Origin of the sequence: Acinetobacter sp. SwsAc5 (assembly GCF_013391485.1) — a bacterium.
GTDB classification, from domain to species: Bacteria; Pseudomonadota; Gammaproteobacteria; order Pseudomonadales; family Moraxellaceae; genus Acinetobacter; species Acinetobacter towneri.
In genome coordinates this window covers 35,140-51,799 of sequence record NZ_JACAXD010000020.1, presented here as the reverse complement: position 1 = coordinate 51,799, position 16,660 = coordinate 35,140, and the positions used below count along the sequence as shown (strand labels likewise).

General features: G+C 42.1%; 13 protein-coding genes and 1 pseudogene. 8 read left to right on the top strand and 6 right to left on the bottom strand.

Going from position 1 to position 16,660, the window contains the following annotated elements; all coding sequences use genetic code 11:
• The 3 genes and pseudogenes from HYG89_RS11610 to baeS all read right to left on the bottom strand — a co-directional run.
• A pseudogene (locus tag HYG89_RS11610) lies at window positions 1-344 on the bottom strand (RNA-guided endonuclease TnpB family protein); the annotation flags it as partial.
• A 231-nt stretch (window positions 345-575) separates the two neighbouring features.
• Complete coding sequence (locus HYG89_RS11605) at window positions 576-1,262, bottom strand: response regulator (protein ID WP_168418565.1); 687 nt, start codon at window positions 1,260-1,262, stop codon at window positions 576-578.
• A gap of 20 nt (window positions 1,263-1,282) precedes the next feature.
• The gene (gene baeS, locus HYG89_RS11600) at window positions 1,283-2,938 is read right to left on the bottom strand and encodes a sensor histidine kinase efflux regulator BaeS (RefSeq protein ID WP_178867610.1); all 1,656 of its coding nucleotides are present in this window, start codon (window positions 2,936-2,938) and stop codon (window positions 1,283-1,285) included.
• 139 nt (window positions 2,939-3,077) lie between these two features.
• On the opposite strand from baeS, the gene HYG89_RS11595 reads away from it, so the two are divergent.
• The 4 genes from HYG89_RS11595 to HYG89_RS11580 all read left to right on the top strand — a co-directional run bounded on the left by HYG89_RS11595 (window position 3,078) and on the right by HYG89_RS11580 (window position 8,456).
• Window positions 3,078-3,695 carry a hypothetical protein gene (locus HYG89_RS11595; RefSeq protein ID WP_131260773.1) on the top strand — a complete coding sequence of 206 codons (618 nt, stop codon included), beginning with the start codon at window positions 3,078-3,080 and terminating at the stop codon, window positions 3,693-3,695.
• Window positions 3,696-4,004: 309 nt separating this feature from the next.
• Window positions 4,005-5,807, top strand: coding sequence for an acyl-CoA dehydrogenase C-terminal domain-containing protein (locus tag HYG89_RS11590; RefSeq protein ID WP_178867614.1), 1,803 nt, complete (start codon window positions 4,005-4,007; stop codon window positions 5,805-5,807).
• 219 nt (window positions 5,808-6,026) lie between these two features.
• Window positions 6,027-7,808, top strand: a complete 1,782-nt coding sequence (locus HYG89_RS11585) for an acyl-CoA dehydrogenase C-terminal domain-containing protein (RefSeq protein WP_178867608.1) — start codon at window positions 6,027-6,029, stop codon at window positions 7,806-7,808.
• Between the two features lie 138 nt (window positions 7,809-7,946).
• Window positions 7,947-8,456 (top strand): phosphate-starvation-inducible protein PsiE, encoded by a 510-nt coding sequence (locus tag HYG89_RS11580; RefSeq protein ID WP_004975036.1) that lies wholly within the window; start codon window positions 7,947-7,949, stop codon window positions 8,454-8,456.
• A 78-nt stretch (window positions 8,457-8,534) separates the two neighbouring features.
• Here HYG89_RS11580 and HYG89_RS11575 read toward each other — a convergent pair whose 3' ends face one another.
• Window positions 8,535-9,005: a hypothetical protein gene (locus tag HYG89_RS11575; protein ID WP_178867606.1), complete on the bottom strand. Its 471-nt coding sequence runs from the start codon at window positions 9,003-9,005 to the stop codon at window positions 8,535-8,537.
• A gap of 179 nt (window positions 9,006-9,184) precedes the next feature.
• On the opposite strand from HYG89_RS11575, the gene HYG89_RS11570 reads away from it, so the two are divergent.
• Window positions 9,185-9,637 (top strand): hypothetical protein, encoded by a 453-nt coding sequence (locus tag HYG89_RS11570; protein WP_178867604.1) that lies wholly within the window; start codon window positions 9,185-9,187, stop codon window positions 9,635-9,637.
• Between the two features lie 67 nt (window positions 9,638-9,704).
• Here the strand turns inward: HYG89_RS11570 and HYG89_RS11565 are convergent, their stop codons facing one another.
• Together HYG89_RS11565 and znuD are read right to left on the bottom strand one after the other, a co-directional pair.
• Window positions 9,705-11,168 (bottom strand): phospholipase D family protein, encoded by a 1,464-nt coding sequence (locus tag HYG89_RS11565; RefSeq protein WP_178867602.1) that lies wholly within the window; start codon window positions 11,166-11,168, stop codon window positions 9,705-9,707.
• Window positions 11,169-11,273: 105 nt separating this feature from the next.
• The gene (gene znuD, locus HYG89_RS11560) at window positions 11,274-13,415 is read right to left on the bottom strand and encodes a zinc piracy TonB-dependent receptor ZnuD (protein WP_178867600.1); all 2,142 of its coding nucleotides are present in this window, start codon (window positions 13,413-13,415) and stop codon (window positions 11,274-11,276) included.
• Between the two features lie 148 nt (window positions 13,416-13,563).
• Between znuD and HYG89_RS11555 the strand changes: the two genes are divergently transcribed.
• From HYG89_RS11555 to HYG89_RS11545, 3 genes are all read left to right on the top strand, one after another.
• The gene (locus tag HYG89_RS11555; protein WP_178867598.1) at window positions 13,564-14,313 is read left to right on the top strand and encodes a DUF4184 family protein; all 750 of its coding nucleotides are present in this window, start codon (window positions 13,564-13,566) and stop codon (window positions 14,311-14,313) included.
• A 209-nt stretch (window positions 14,314-14,522) separates the two neighbouring features.
• Complete coding sequence (aspS, locus tag HYG89_RS11550) at window positions 14,523-16,307, top strand: aspartate--tRNA ligase (protein WP_004975017.1); 1,785 nt, start codon at window positions 14,523-14,525, stop codon at window positions 16,305-16,307.
• A 114-nt stretch (window positions 16,308-16,421) separates the two neighbouring features.
• A complete protein-coding gene (locus HYG89_RS11545; RefSeq protein WP_019836460.1) occupies window positions 16,422-16,637 on the top strand; it encodes a hypothetical protein in 216 nt (71 codons plus the stop codon).
• The last annotated feature ends 23 nt before the right edge of the window (window positions 16,638-16,660 follow it).

Sequence of the window (16,660 nt, the reverse complement as noted above, 5' to 3'; positions counted from 1 at the left end):
GTGACATATTTGATAGCCAACTTTTTAAAGGGAACCCATCCCAAAGAGCGCCTTGCTGATTTTTTATTGCTGACACGCCATTTCAGCTTTGCCTTTTTAAATTGCTTTCTTCGGGTGACTAATTCTTCAGTTACAGCCTGAATGGTTTGACTATGTAAATTACATTCTTTGGATGTGCCTTTCGTATATTTGGCAATATCAAAAGCAGAGAGAAATTCAACTTTCCGCTTCAAATGCCTAAACCCTAAATCATTGACATAATTCCAGACGAAGTTCACTTCTGATGCTAGTTGGTCTAACACCTTGCAATGTTTGTCTTTTATACGTAATTTAAGGGTTTTCATGTACTTATATTAACAATCAAAACTCAAGGAAAATAGTCCTTAGTTAAATCAAACGACACTTTATGTCGTGTCGCTTATATCTCTGACCTGAAGGACTGAGTTTTACGCTCCATTTGATAAGGTATTTGATAAAAATTTTTTAAAGCTATTTGCTCTGCACTTTTTCAACATAATATCTAACTTAGAAAACAAAAGCGAACCTTCCAAGATTCGCTTATTGAATTTTTAAACTTATTCTTCTGGATACTCAAAACGATAGCCCACGCCATACACTGCTTGAATCCATTCATGACGATTTCCCGTTTCGGCAGCGTCAGAAATTTTACGGCGCAAGTTTTTAATGTGGCTATCAATTACACGATCTGCCACTTCAAAACTGTCAGGGTTAATATGATCTAGCAACTGCGCACGTGAATACACCTGCCCGACATGCTCTAAAAACAATTCCAATAAACGGAATTCGGTTGGGGTCAAATTCAAGGTTTTTTGCTGATACCAAATACGCTGCTGCGCTTTATCCATACGGAATAAATCATTGCTTTCGGGTTCAACTTTACGTTCCAAACGGCGCAACACCGCTTGTACACGTGCTACCAACTCTTTCGGGCTAAAAGGCTTACACACATAGTCATCTGCGCCCATGTTTAGACCTAGTACCCGATCAATTTCTTCAGTACGTGCTGTGACCATAATAATAGGCACATCGGACTGTTCACGCACTTTGCGGCAAATGGTCAAACCATCCATACGCGGTACCATTAAATCTAAAATCATCAAGCTCGGTTTACGCTGCAAAAAGCTGTCATAGGCCTCTTGTCCATCATGAAACATACTGACTTCAAAACCAGCAGCTTCTAAATAATCTCGCACCAATTGGGCAAGTTCAATTTCATCTTCAACCAGCAAGATATGTTTCATGCACGATTCCTTAAAGTCCTTCAAGATTTGATTGTTTTAGGAAAGCTTAATTTGCAACGTAAACCACCCAATGGTGAATGTGCAAAACTTAACTCTCCGCCCAATGCTTTGGCAATTTTGACCGATAAAGCCAGACCTAAACCTGTCCCACCTGTGGCGCGTGTACGTGAATCATCGGCACGATAAAAACGCTCACCCAAACGTGCCAATTGTTCATCACTTAAACCAAACGGACTGTCATCTACATACACTGTCCATTCTGTTGCACTTTGACTGGTGTGAATATGCACCTGCCCACCCGCTTCGGTATAGCGAATACTGTTACTCAATAAGTTGAGCATAATTTGCTTAAAACGGTCTATATCCAATTGTAATTGCGTGCCTTCACCCGACACGATCACGTCCAACTGCGCTTGTTCAAATTTCGGCTTGAAGCTTTCAATTTCCTGCTCAATCACTTGCCATGGATCAATGGTCGCAAAATAGCATTTCAACTGCATAGCCTCAGCTTGCACTAAGTCTGATAAATCCTGAGTGAGTTTTTTCAGACTGTTGACCTGATGCATCATCGCAGCCAAATGTTCTGGCGTTGCTTTGCGAATACCATCCTGCATAGCTTCAATTTGCGCCTGCAATACGGCCAACGGGGTTTTCAACTCATGTGAAGTATCTGCCACCCACTGACGACGTGAAGTTTCATGTTGATCTAAAATCACCGCCAAATGATTCAACTCGGTAGATAAATCACCCAATTCATCATTACGATTGACCTTGACCTGATGTTGATAATGGCCTTTAGTTAATTCACGTGTGCCATTTAATAAGCGCTGAATTGGCTTTTTAAAGTAGGTCGCCAACAATAAGGCAGCAATCAAGCTCGCCAAAATACTTAAAGCATAAGCCAACAATAAATAACGAGTTTGTTTACTAAAAAAATTAATACTTAAAGCATCTTCCTGATCTAACACAGGTTTTAAGCCCAGATAACCCACGATTTTTTCACCGACCATAATTGGACGAAAGGAAATTTGAGTTTCAGCAGGCTCTCCCACTACAAATTGCCGCTGAGCATCATATAAAGATAAGCGTGAACTCAAGCCTAAACGGTCAGGCATCGAAATAAATTGTTTTTTTCCAGATGATTCTGTCGTGTTTTGGTGTCCTTCATTTTTACGATCAGGACGGAAAGCATTCTGATTGGCACTCAAAGGAAATACTAAACCTTCAAATGGCTGAAATTGTGAAGGTAAATTCAGCTCTAACCAGCGAAGTTCTTCCGCATTGGCTTGTCGTTTGCCTGGCTCAGGCTCGACTACACTCGAGTTTACATTGGCGAGGGTGTGTTCCTGAAAATAACGCTGCTGCAAAGCAATATCATACTGACGACGCAACCACCACCGCGATAAACGGTCATAATTATCAGGCGCAGCTTCACCTTCAATTTGGAGAATTTGCGCCTGAATGGCATTGCCCCAATCGTGATATACCGCATAGACTTCTGCCAAGTTTTGAGTGAGCAAGTCCAGCTTTTGCATTTCGACATCGGCCACATATTTGCTGAAGTTTCGCTGCATATTGACATGCAATACCCCCAAGCTGACCGTGGTAATCAGCAAGGTCGTCAGCAGCACTGTTAAGAACAGGCGTAATGCGATGGGTATACGGCGAATTTTCAAAAGCGCAATCTCAGCTTTTTTTGTCGATTTTGAGCATTGTAACCAACAGTGCTAGAAAAAACTCTCCATTGTTTCTACATCTTTATTATTTAATCTTTAATCATCCAAAATCACATGCTCTTGTATGGGGGAATTTAGAATGAATAAGATGACAAAAATTGCTTTAGCCACTGCCAGCGTTTTATCTGTAGGTGCGTTGACTGCCTGTCAATCCACCCAAGCACCAAAAGATATGAAGCAGTCGCAATATATGCATGGTCATTATCAGAAAGACCGTCACATGACGCCTGAACAACGCAAACAATTTGAAAAAATGCGTACTGAACGTAAACAAGTCATGCAAGACATTAAAAAAGCCTGCGATGGCAAAGCGGTGGGTTCAGCAGTCCAAGTCAAAGCAGGTGAGCAAACACTAGAAGGCACATGTGCGATTACATTTAAACCGAACCGTGATGAAATGAAACGTGGTGAACATCACCCAATGCGTGCCGATAAAGCCGATCGTGGTCAATTCCGTGGCATGCATATGCATCGTGGCGAACCACTAACCGATGCGAAACGTGCTGAGTTAACCCAGCAATACGATCAACGTTTAGCTGAACGTCAAGCGCGTCAACAAGCTGCGACCAAAGCCTGCCAAGGTCAAACCGATGGTAAAGCCGTGCAGCTAAAAGTCGGCATACAAACAATAGATGGCAAATGTATCGTTCACTTCCAGCCTAAAGCACCTGTTTCAGCACCGGATAAGGCTGCTTAAGCCACTCTAAAAAGCATAAATAGATAAAAAAGGCGCAAATTGCGCCTTTTTTATTGGACATATCTCTTTACGGTTTTGACTATTTGTATCATTTCAAATTCAGCAAAACTATTTACACTCAAACAACTTAGCCATTTCAAGGTAAAAATCTTTGACTTTACAGTCACCAAGAAATGCTATGCAGATGCTTGTACCGAATTAGAAGATGTTGCACGATTACAACCAATGCAACACGGCATGTCTAATAAGGCATGCGCTGAAATCCATTTAAAATATAACGCTGGTCAAACCAGTATTGAGGAAACCGATATGCCACAATACAAAGCGCCTTTACGTGATATGCAATTTGTTTTGCATGAATTATTAAATGCCGAAGATCACTATTCAAAATTACCTGCATTCCAAGAAAACGTAAGCCGTGAATTGGTTGACCAATATTTGGAAGCTGCAGCAGATTTCTGTGAAAATGAACTTTCTCCAATCAACCAAAACGGTGACCGTGAAGGTTGTACTTGGAATGATGGCGTGGTGACTACACCAACGGGCTTTAAAGAAGCGTATCAAAAATATATCGAACTCGGTTTCCCATCACTTTCAGCTGAAGAACAATACGGTGGTCAAGCATTACCTGTTTCTTTAGGTAACGTTATTTCTGAAATGGTTGGTACTGCAAACTGGGCTTGGGGCATGTACCCTGGTTTATCGCACGGCGCAGTACGTACTTTAGAACACCATGGTTCTCAAGAACAAAAAGATGCTTATTTACCAAAACTAGTTTCTGGTGAATGGACAGGCACCATGTGCTTAACCGAATCTCACGCAGGTTCTGACTTGGGTATTATCCGTACCAAAGCTGAACCACAAGCAGACGGCAGCTATGCAATCTCTGGCGAGAAAATCTTTATCTCTGCTGGTGAACATGACATGGCAGAGAACATTATCCACATTGTACTTGCTCGTCTTCCTGGTGCACCTAAAGGTACTAAGGGTATCTCTTTATTCATCGTGCCAAAATTCAACCTCAATGCTGACGGTTCTGTAGGCGAGCGCAACGGCGTACGCTGTGGTTCAATCGAACACAAAATGGGGATTCATGGTAACGCGACTTGCGTGATCAACTTTGATAACGCGAAAGGCTTCCTAATTGGCCCTGAAAACCGTGGTCTAAACTGCATGTTCACGTTCATGAACACTGCACGTATCGGTACAGCGGTACAAGGTCTTGCAGCATCTGAAGGTTCTTTCCAAGGTGCGTTGACTTATGCCAAAGACCGTTTGGCAATGCGCTCACTTTCTGGTCCGAAAGCCCCTGAAAAAGAAGCAGATCCAATTATTGTGCATCCTGCTGTACGCAATATGCTATTGACTCAAAAAGCGTTTGCTGAAGGTGGTCGCGCATTAGTGTATCTGTTGTCTCTACACGCAGATATCGTGGAGCAAGGTGCAACCGAAGAAGAGCGTAAATACTCTGACAACATCTTGTCTTTATTGACGCCAATTGCAAAAGCATTCTTAACTGAAACAGGTTCTGAATCTGCAAAACACGGTGTACAAGTCTTCGGTGGTCATGGCTTCATTTCTGAGCATGGCATGGAACAAATTGTGCGTGATACACGTATTTCATGCTTGTACGAAGGTACAACTGAAATTCAAGCACTCGACTTGTTAGGTCGTAAAGTTTTGGGTACACAAGGTGCAATGTTGAAAGACTTCACCAAAATCATCCATAAATTTGCAGAAGCCAACAAAGACAACGCAGCAATGCAAGAATTTGTTGAACCGCTCGCAGCGCTCAATAAAGAATGGGGCGATTTGACCATGCAAATTGGTATGCGTGCAATGCAAAACCCTGAGGAAGTAGGTGCTGCAGCAGTAGACTACATGTACTTCTCTGGTTATGTAACACTAGCTTACCTATGGGCACGTATGGCATTGGTCGCTCAAGAAGCACTTGCAGCAGGCACAACCGATGTAGACTTCTATAATGCTAAAGTGACGACTGCACGTTTCTACTTCAAGAAAATATTGCCACGTGTTCGCTCACACGTAGACGTGATTGCAACAGGTGTAGAGCCACTATTTGCATTAGATGCTGAACACTTTGCTTTCTAAGCGAAAATTGAAACTCGCTAAATATTGAACATATTTAGCGGGATATTCAAAATGTTGTACTCTTGAGTACAGAAATTGAGAAAGGACGGTCATAGCATTGACAGTCCTTTTTCTTTATAAATAAAGCATTCTTTCGCTTTAGTGGTCTACAACATTCACAATTGTAGATTACACTGAACTCAACGAATCAAGATTCAAACAATAAACAGGTGAACTCACATGCCAATTTATAATGCCCCACTTGCCGATATGAAATTCATCTTAAATGATGTATTCAATGCAGAACAATTCTGGCAAAACAATGAAAACCTCGCTCACCTTGATGCTGCAACGGCTGAAGCAATTTTGGAAGAAATGGCAAAATTTGCCCAAAATGTGACGTTGCCTATTAACCGTAGCGGTGATGAAGAAGGCGCGACCTATAACAATGGCGAAGTCACCACACCTGCTGGATTTAAAGAAGCATTTAAACAATATGCCGAAGGCGGCTGGATTGGTTTAGGCGCAGATGAAGAATGGGGTGGTCAAGGCATGCCAAAAATGCTGACAGTATTGTCAGATGAAATGCTGTTTGCCACCAACCCATCCTTCATGTTGTATCCACTGCTATCTGTCGGTGCAGGCATGGCATTAAGCAGTTATGCATCACAAGAACAGAAAGAAACCTATTTACCTAAAATTTACTCAGGTGAGTGGTCAGGTACCATGTGTTTGACTGAACCACATGCAGGAACAGACCTCGGGATTATTAAAACCAAAGCAGAACCAAATGCAGACGGTACGTACAACATCACAGGGACTAAAATCTTTATTACAGGTGGTGATCACGACCTCGCAGAAAACATCATTCACTTAGTTTTAGCGAAAACACCAGACGCTCCTGCAGGTTCACGCGGTATTTCTTTATTCATCGTGCCAAAATTCTTGGTGAATGAAGATGGTTCGTTGGGTGAGCGCAACCCAGTAGGTCCAGGCTCAATCGAACACAAAATGGGCATTAAAGCCTCTGCAACTTGTGTGATGAACTTTGATGGTGCCAAAGGCTACTTAGTGGGTAAAGAAAACGAAGGCTTGGCTGCCATGTTCGTAATGATGAACTACGAACGTCTGTCTATGGGAATTCAAGGTTTAGGTGCATCTGAATTTGCCTATCAAAATGCTGCGCAATATGCGACTGACCGTATTCAAGGCCGTAGTGCATCGGGCGTAAAATCACCAAACAAAGCAGCGGATAGCATTTTGGTGCATGGCGATGTGCGTCGTATGCTGCTCAATGCACGTGCCAATAACGAAGCTTCACGTGCATTTGCGGTATATGTGGGTCAACAATTGGATATCACTAAATTCTCTACCGATGCAGAAGCTGTGAAAAAAGCCAATGACCGTGTTGCACTGTTAACCCCAATTGCCAAAGCCTACTTAACCGATACTGCTTTCAATGCGACACTTGATGCGCAAATGTGCTTCGGTGGTCATGGTTATATCCGTGAATGGGGTATGGAGCAATGTGTTCGTGATTTACGTATCGCCCAAATTTATGAGGGTACTAACGGCGTACAATCGCAAGACTTGATTGGTCGTAAAACCATTAAATGTAATGGCGAATTTATTGCAGAATACATTGCAGAAATCCGTGACTTTACCAATGGTTTAGATGCAGACCTCAACTTCATTAAAGATGCAACTTTAGATGCAGCCACTGAAGTTGAATCTGTGACCCAATACGTTTTAAATGCAGCCAAAGAAAATGTAGATTTCCCGAACGCAGCAGCGGTTGATTATTTACATGCGGTAGGTTTGCTCAGCTTCTCATATATGTTTGCGCGCATTGCCAATGCAGCCAAGCAAAAAGAGGGTGAGTTCTATCAAAACAAATTGTCATTGGCACTGTACTTTGTACAACGTATTTTGCCAGAACTGGCTTTACGCATTACCAAAGTGAAAGCGGGTGCAGAAGTGGTAATGAACTTCAGTGAAGATTACTTCACCAACCAGTCTTAATTAATACAGTATCGCAAAAACGCCTGAATCATCAGGCGTTTTTTTATACTAAATTTTATATACCTATTCTAATTTGTGCATGAAATTTGCATCACCTTTGTTGAAGTCTGAATATCCATACTTAAACAGGAGGTGAAAATGGCAGTACGTCGTTCAAAAATAGATAAAAATATTCAAGCAGTTGAAAGCCTATTAGACAAATATGGAAATTGGGCAGTAGAAAGTTTTCATTATCTTGCGCTCTTTATCATTGGCTGTATGGTCATTTGGTCTGCTGGACATACGGTAATTGATATTTTCACCATCAAACAATATGCCACTATTGATGACATCTTATTGCTTTTTATCTATTTAGAACTAGGAGCAATGGTTGGTATTTATTTTAAAACCAATCACATGCCTGTACGTTTTTTAATTTATATTGCCATTACCGCACTAACCCGTTTGCTAATTTCAGATATTCAACACGACCATAAAGCTGATCTCGATTTAGTGATTATTACTGGTTCAATTTTAATTTTAGCCGCTGCAATTTTAGTGGTGCGTTTTGCATCTTGGCATTACCCTTCCGTTATTCGAGACAAGCACAGTGAAAAGCCTTTAGCACAAGGCAAAACCCCTCGCCCAGAAGATGATGAATTGGCGTAAAAATCTAAAATAGGTCAAAAAAATGCTTCTAGATACTCAATATCTAGAAGCATTGATCTCTATGATTTCACTTTTTTCTCAACGATTTGCCACCAACACATAACGCCCATGTTCAAAAATCCAGTACATACCTCGTGGCTGAGCGGGTAAACCCAAGTGCTGCCAGTCGGTCACCACACGATAGGTCGAACTTTCAATATGTGCGCTACTTGGCTCACCATTTACCCAACTGTAACTTTGGTGGTTATATTGCACAGTACTTGGCGCATTGTATTGAATATTGATGCCACTACGAATCGTGGGCTGCCCCCACTGCGGCACAGGTCGTTGATGGTATGGATAATGTGGTGAATAGGAATAGGGTTGCTGTGAATGATAAGGTCGATGCTGCGGATAAGCAGGACGATGCTGTGGCGAATAAGGATGATGCTGATCACGCTGTGTATTGACGCCTGTATATCCTGCCCAACGATTGGTTTCGGCCAAGCTCTGCATCGACACACCTAAAAATAGCATGCCACTCAATGCAGTTAAAATCGCCACTTTCATATCTAGCACTCCTATTTTCATATTTTTATTCTAAGCTCAAATTAAGGATAAACAATGAATAAAAAATCAGCAATTTTAAACTTTCCTCCATACAGATTTCACCGACAAAGCTCGCCATTTATGAAATATCTACAGCCCCTATGCTAAGATACATTTTTTTTGAAATTGGATGAAACCTCGTGCCTGAATTAAATTTTGACCGCCTTCATCAGTTTTTCTGCAAAGTTCCGAGTGTACAGCAAGCCCGTGTAGACGCTTATGGTTCAGACGGTCAGCATGCATGGTGGTTCAAATTTCAAATTGATGTAGAACATCCATTGGCATGGCAAACTGTGCAGGAATTGGGACATGTGCTGAATTATATTTCCAGAGATGAGCGCTTGCCGACTCAATTCTTACCTGTTTCACCGCCACCGTATATGAATGGTGAAGCCAAAGATTTTTTATCGTGGGTGATTCAATGTAACCATCCAGAATTTAGCCCAGATGTGGTTTGTGACTGGCTAGAAGCGCGTTTACCGAATCCTGTAGATGATGAAGCGCAATGGAAAATCAAAACCGATATTGCCGAGTTAGATCAAATGAGTGATAAAGATTTGGATGAAATGGTGCCGCCAAATCCTATAAAGTAATATTCGGCTCAAAAAAATCCCTCTTTCAACAAGAGGGATTTTTGAGTTCAAGGCATAGAATTTAAAATCAAAAGGTCGATAAACCACTCCATTCCATAAAGCGATACAGCGCATATTTCCACTTCGACTCATCGGCATACACCGCATAATCCACACTCATATTTTTACCCTCAAGGTTTGACCATGCGGTATTAAAATAGTGTTGAGCATCCTGAAATACAGGGTCTTGCACCTGTCCGACCACACGCAAGTTGCTTTCTAAATTATAGTTTTTTAAATTACGTGCGGTGAAATTGGCAGAACCTAAAATCAATTCGGCCTGTGTTGCATTCGATTTCATCAGCATTTTATTGTGGCATTGCTCGCCTTGGGTATTACACCAACGTACTTTCACCCCTGCAGCATGCAATTCTGCTGCCACTTGTCGATTTGGAATGCCATTTTTTTCACGTCCAAAAGCATCTTTATTCGGGTCCAATAATACTCGCACTTGTACGCCACGTTGTTGTGCAGCAATCAGTGCCTTGATGATTTGTCGCTCCGATAAATAGAACATCGCCAAGTCCAGATGTTCTTGCGCTTTGGTCTGCCGAATCAGTGTCAAACTGCCCTCTAAAATGGCTTGTTCAGTGAGGATTTGCACTTGAGGATAGGACGAATCTGCCTCAAACTCCCCCACAATCACCCCAGACAGATTGCCCTGCGACATTCGCGCGACGGCTTGTTCTGTTTTCAACACATCTACTGCGGTATTGCCCGTCACCAATAACGCGCTGTTGGAATGACGTGAACTGCCATCATGTGGATTAAACGACGTGACCAATGCTTTCCAGCCTTCGGCAGTATCGACCACCATGGTTTTACGATGATTAGCTTTAAAATTGAACAAGCTGAAATAACTGCGCAAGGTAATTTTATCTTTACCGAAAGGACTGGGTAGCCAACCCTTTTCGGCATTATTTGAAATGCCCTGACAGCAGAGATACCAAAACCCCGACCACAAAGGATTCGATGCGCGCAGCGGGGTTAAATCTGTTTCAATCACATCAATGCCCGCCTGACGCAATTGACGATAATGTTCAGGTGCAATGCCACCATATACCGAATTAATGGGATCAGTAATGACTTTGATTTCAATATTGGGCTGCAGCTGACGTTTATGAATTAAAGCATCGGTGAGTTGCTGTGTCAGTGGCTGATGCTGCTGTTTAGATGTTCCCACTTCAGGATTAAACAAGAACATATCCAATACAATCGTGCTTTGTGCTGCATCAATCAGCCCTAAAATTTCATTAAAAATTTGATGCTGTTGTTGCTGAACACCTTGCGCGTCGATATAGGTCTGATCGGCAATAAATTTAATAGGCGCATGACGTAACTTTCCAGTGTAATTCAGCCCTTCGGGCAATGGTTTTAAGCTGTGGTAGGTCGCAGACGCCAAATAACCTAAAGCCAGAAAACTTATAATAAGTCCCACATACGCCCGAGGCGACCAATTCAATTTTTGATGAATTCGCTGAAAGATACGCATAACAAAAAACCTAGTCCGATGCGCTCAGACTAGGTTTAATTGTTTGGATTTTCAAGAGGATTTCTGTGTTTTCACGCAGACATCCTGCTCAAAGCAAATTGAATTTTAGAAGCCAAATTCCACACCAACTGTAAAGTTACGACCCACTTGTGGAATATTCGACAAGAATGAGGCATGTGAATACACTTCATCATCGAGCAAGTTGTTGGCTTTAAAATACACACGGTAATCTTGTTTGTTGGCATAGTTGCCCGCATAAGCCACACCAACATTGACCATATTATAGCCTGCTGTTTCTTGCTCTAAATAAGCAACCTTGTCTTGTTTGAAGACACGATAATATTCCGCCATACCCGACCAACCATCGGCAAAGTTGGCATCCACTTTAGTCCCCAAACGCCCTGCAGGTACGCGTGGTGCATTTTGATTGTCAATCTCACCACGGACATAATCACCAAACACACTGAGTTTATAATCTGGGCTGATCTGATACCCTAGCTTGGCTTCTGTGCCATAAAACTTGGCTTTGTCTTGTTGATAATCAATTAAACGGAAAGTTTCCTTATGGTCGGTAGTCGCACCATAAATATAATTATCAAACCAGTTATGATAGACATGCAACGAATAATCCAGTTTGTCAGCTTCATAGTGCAAACCAAGTTCTAAATTATTCGACTTTTCCACATCTAAATTTGCATTGCCACGCTCATAGGTGTTGGTTGCAAAGTGGATTCCATTGGCATAAAGCTCTTGCGCCAATGGTAAACGCTGCTGATGTGAACCTGTAAGGGATAGTTTATAGTTAGGTGCAAACTGCCAGTTGGCTGCGGCAGAAGCAGATACACCTGTATCTGAATAATCTTTTTTCTGAGCATCGACATCAATTTTTTGATGTTCAACCCGTGCACCGAGTTCAACATGCACATCGCCAAATTGTTTATGTTCTAAACCGAATAAACTATATTTTTGAGTTTTTGTATCTGGCATAGGCACGGTTTCATGAGAATGATCGCCGTGTTGTTCTACTTGTCCAGTTAAATCAATTTTTTGCTGACTATACTGTGTACCAAACATCCCTTCCCAACCCGCAATAGGTTGATGAACCAACTCTAATCGAGCATCGTAGCCTTTGCTTTTAAAGTTACTAATGACTTTGTTTTCTTCTAATTCATCATGTTCATAATCGGTAAAGCTGGCATGCGCACGCAGTTTCTCAAAGCCAGCAAAGGGCTGATCAAGCTCGGTACGTAAATCATAACGGTGTGATTCCAAATCAATCCACGGGCCACCATGTGCATGTTCGTGTTCGTCATGTGGATCTGGTTGTGGTGCAGGGTCATGACTTCCGCAATGCAATTTATTTCCATGTGGATGGCAATCATGATACTCATGACTATGCCCTGGCAAACCATATTTGTCCTGACGGTTACTGTACGACAACCCCACAAAACCACGGTCATGAATCCATGATCCACCAATATTCACCGTTTGGCCTTCGGCAAAGGTATTGTCTACACGGCGTTCTTTTACCAACTCTTCATGTTCATGTGTATGGGTTGAGCCATCTGGTTCAACATGTACTTCTGTATGATGATGCTCTACCCAATAGTTTGGGGTAATGTAATGATTGGCTTTACGTTTTGAACCTTCAATACGCAGCGCAAATTGATCACTGAGTGCTGCAGTTACCCCCGCACTCACTAGCTTTTCATCGCTACCTGTGTTGTAACGTAAACCTACCTGTCCTTCTAAACCATTATTTGGCATTTGAGTTGGAATTTTTTGATCGGTCACATTAACTAAGCCACCAACCGTTCCTGCACCATAAAGTAATGTTGATGGGCCACGAATAATTTCAACTTGTTTGGCTAAAATCGGATCTACAGTGATAGCATGGTCTGGTGAAAGCATAGACACATCGGCAGTTTCTGAAGCATGTTGCAGCACTTTAACCCGAGGGCCATCTTGTCCACGAATCACAGGGCGGCTAGAACCTGAGCCATATTGATTGGAATATACACCTAGCTCATCTGACATTGCATCACCTATAGTGGTACTGCGCTCTGCCAAAGTTTTTTGATCAATCACATGATCGGCCACTGCAAAGTCTGCAGCAGTTTGCACCAAAGGATGTGCTTGTAACTGAATGGTTGCCAGTTGTGTGCTACTGCTTTCAGTATTGGCGAATGCTGCAGGTGTCAGCACTGAAAAAATGGAAAGTGTTATTAAATTTTTATGGAACGACATGACCCATGCTCAAATTAGCAAAAATAATTGATGTTATAATATAACATTTCATTAACATTGCAATAAAAAACATTGTTATTCTGTATTCTCAATTAAGCTATTCACCACAATTTATTCTGATTTTTTATATTCTTTACTTTGAATTGGTATGCCCTTTACGCTCTCACATGCGGTACTTGCCCCACCACTCGCCAAGCTTTCAGGACAACGTCTGCCCATCGCTGCACTTGCGATAGGTACGATGTTGCCAGATTTACACCGTCTGTTTACTTTGCGTCATGATCCCACTCCACATTTATGGTCAGCATTGCTGTATCCAAATTTATTATTGGGTCTTGTCTTTTGTGCGCTGTGGTATTTACTCTATCGCCCTGCATTGTATCGCTTTGTGGGCGTGCATCACCCGTTAAATCTAAACACGATAAAATCTGTACTTGGGTTTGTATGTGGCTTGATTCTGGCCTTACTGATTGGCAATGCCACCCATTTAATTTGGGATGGTTTAACCCATCACGACTTTCGTAGTTTTGCCTTTCAGGATTTTTTAGCGCAATCGGTACAATTAGGCACAGGTATTTATCCGATGCATCGCGTACTACAAATTGGCAGTTCTATTTTGGCGCTGCCTTTTTTGTTATGGATGAGCCTGCATTATTATCGCAAGCATCGGCAGGTCAGTTCTGTAAGCACTAAAATTCGCGTTTATGCCATTGCTCTAATTATCTTGTCGATTGTATTTGGTGGTTTTTCCCTTTGGGATTATGCGCGTTATATCCCCGATGCGACTTGGCAAGCCGAACTGTATTATTTTACGGGACGTGCCATCAATGAGTTTAGCCAAGGGGCATTACTCATGTTCAGTTTAGGTTGTCTGTTATTTTTGTTTTTGGATCGGTAAGGGTAGATAAAATAAAGTCAAAGCTCATCACTTTATCCTGAATCTTGCTGCATTATCCTATTTCAGACACATTCCTTGTAAAAACCCACTGTTTTTGCAGCAGGTTCTTGTAGCCACATGCCCAAAGAGGCATAATCCTACCTTTGCTAAAGGCGGTGCGCTGTTTACGTATTCGCTTCCTTAACCCATATAGTTGGATTTTTAACGCTATGATGCGAACTCATTATTGCGGTTCTTTAACCGAAGCTCAAATTGATCAAACCGTGACCCTGTGTGGTTGGGTACACCGTCGTCGTGACCACGGTGGTGTAATTTTCCTAGACATGCGTGACCGTGATGGTCTTGTGCAAGTCGTAATTGACCCAGATACCCCAGAAGCATTTGCAACTGCAGATAAAGCACGTTCAGAATTTGTATTAAAAATCACAGGTCGTGTACGTCGTCGCTATGCAGGCACAGAAAATGCCAATATGGTCAGTGGACAAATTGAAGTTTTAGGCAAGGAAATTGAAGTTCTTGCAGCATCTGAAACGCCTCCGTTCCCATTGAACGATGAAAATACCAACATTTCAGAAGAAATTCGTTTGAAATACCGTTTCTTGGATATCCGTCGTCCAGAAATGTTAGATCGCTTACGTTTCCGTTCAAAAGTCACCAACCTGATTCGTAACTATTTAGATGATCATGGTTTCTTGGATGTTGAAACACCAATTTTGACACGTGCAACGCCTGAAGGTGCACGTGACTATTTAGTGCCAAGCCGTGTATCTAACGGTAGCTTCTATGCTCTACCACAATCGCCACAATTATTTAAACAATTGTTGATGGTGGGCGGTATTGACCGTTATTACCAAATCGCTAAATGTTTCCGTGACGAAGATTTACGCGCAGACCGTCAGCCTGAATTTACTCAAATCGACATTGAAACATCGTTCATGAGTGACGATGACATTATGGATTTGATGGAAGGCATGACCGTGAAGATGTTCGATGAACTTCTAGGCGTGAAATTCGACAAATTCCAACGTATGCCATATTCGGAAGCGATGCGTGATTATGCGTCTGATAAGCCAGACTTGCGTATTCCACTGAAACTGGTAGACGTTGCTGACTTGATGCAAGACGTTGAGTTCAAAGTATTTGCTGGCCCAGCGAAAGATCCGAAAGGTCGTATTGTTGCGCTTCGTGTTCCTGGCGCGGGTTCATTGCCACGTAGTGCGATTGATGAATACACCAAATTTGTAGGCATCTATGGTGCGAAAGGTTTGGCGTATATTAAAGTCAATGAGCTTGAAAAAGGCATCGAAGGCTTACAATCTCCAATTGTGAAATTTATTGAGCCAATCGTGCTTGATTTATTAAAACGTGTAGGCGCTGAAAATGGCGACATCGTATTCTTTGGTGCAGATAAAGCCAAAGTGGTCAACGATGCGATGGGCGCACTGCGTGTCAAAATCGGTCACGATTTGAACCTTGCAACCTGCGAATGGGCACCGCTTTGGGTGGTTGACTTCCCAATGTTTGAAGAAACAGATGATGGTAAATGGACCTCTGTGCATCACCCATTCACTTTGCCAAAATCAAGCGTTGAAGATGTAAAGAGCAACCCAGGTGAAGCTTTATCTGTTGCGTATGACATGGTATTGAACGGTACTGAAATTGGTGGTGGTTCACTGCGTATTTATACTTTAGAAATGCAAAAAGCGATTTTTGAAGCTTTAGGTATTGAAGAAGAAGAAGCCGAAGAGAAATTCAGCTTCTTACTGAATGCGTTGAAATATGGTGCGCCTCCGCACGGTGGTTTGGCATTTGGTTTAGACCGTTTGGTGATGTTGATGACAGGCGCATCGTCTATTCGTGATGTAATTGCCTTCCCGAAAACTAAGACAGCTGAATGTCCATTGACTCAAGCACCAGCACCAGTTGAAGCGACTCAATTGCGTGATTTGGGTATTCGTTTACGTGAAAAACCAAAAGCAGAATCTCAAGAATAAGTTTTGAGAATGTGAGAAGAACCCTGCAAATTTGCAGGGTTTTTTATGAATTGAGATAAAGCTAAGCTAGTGGCATAATAGCGCTTCGTTTTGAATTTTGAGTTGAGCGTTACTATGGCTATGCGTCCTGCAGTTCGTAATCGTGGCATTATGCTAATTGTATTTGCTGTCGCTCAATGGTTATTCATGCGTTATATTCTGGCCAATAACCTGTTTGCCTTAGACACCAATGACCGCATTTTGTACTTTAGCTTAAGTTCTATTGGCGGTGCGTTTGTGATTTTTGTGGGGCTGATTTATATGGTGTTGGCGGGGAATGCGGAGAAATAACTATTACTATAATCAAATAATTT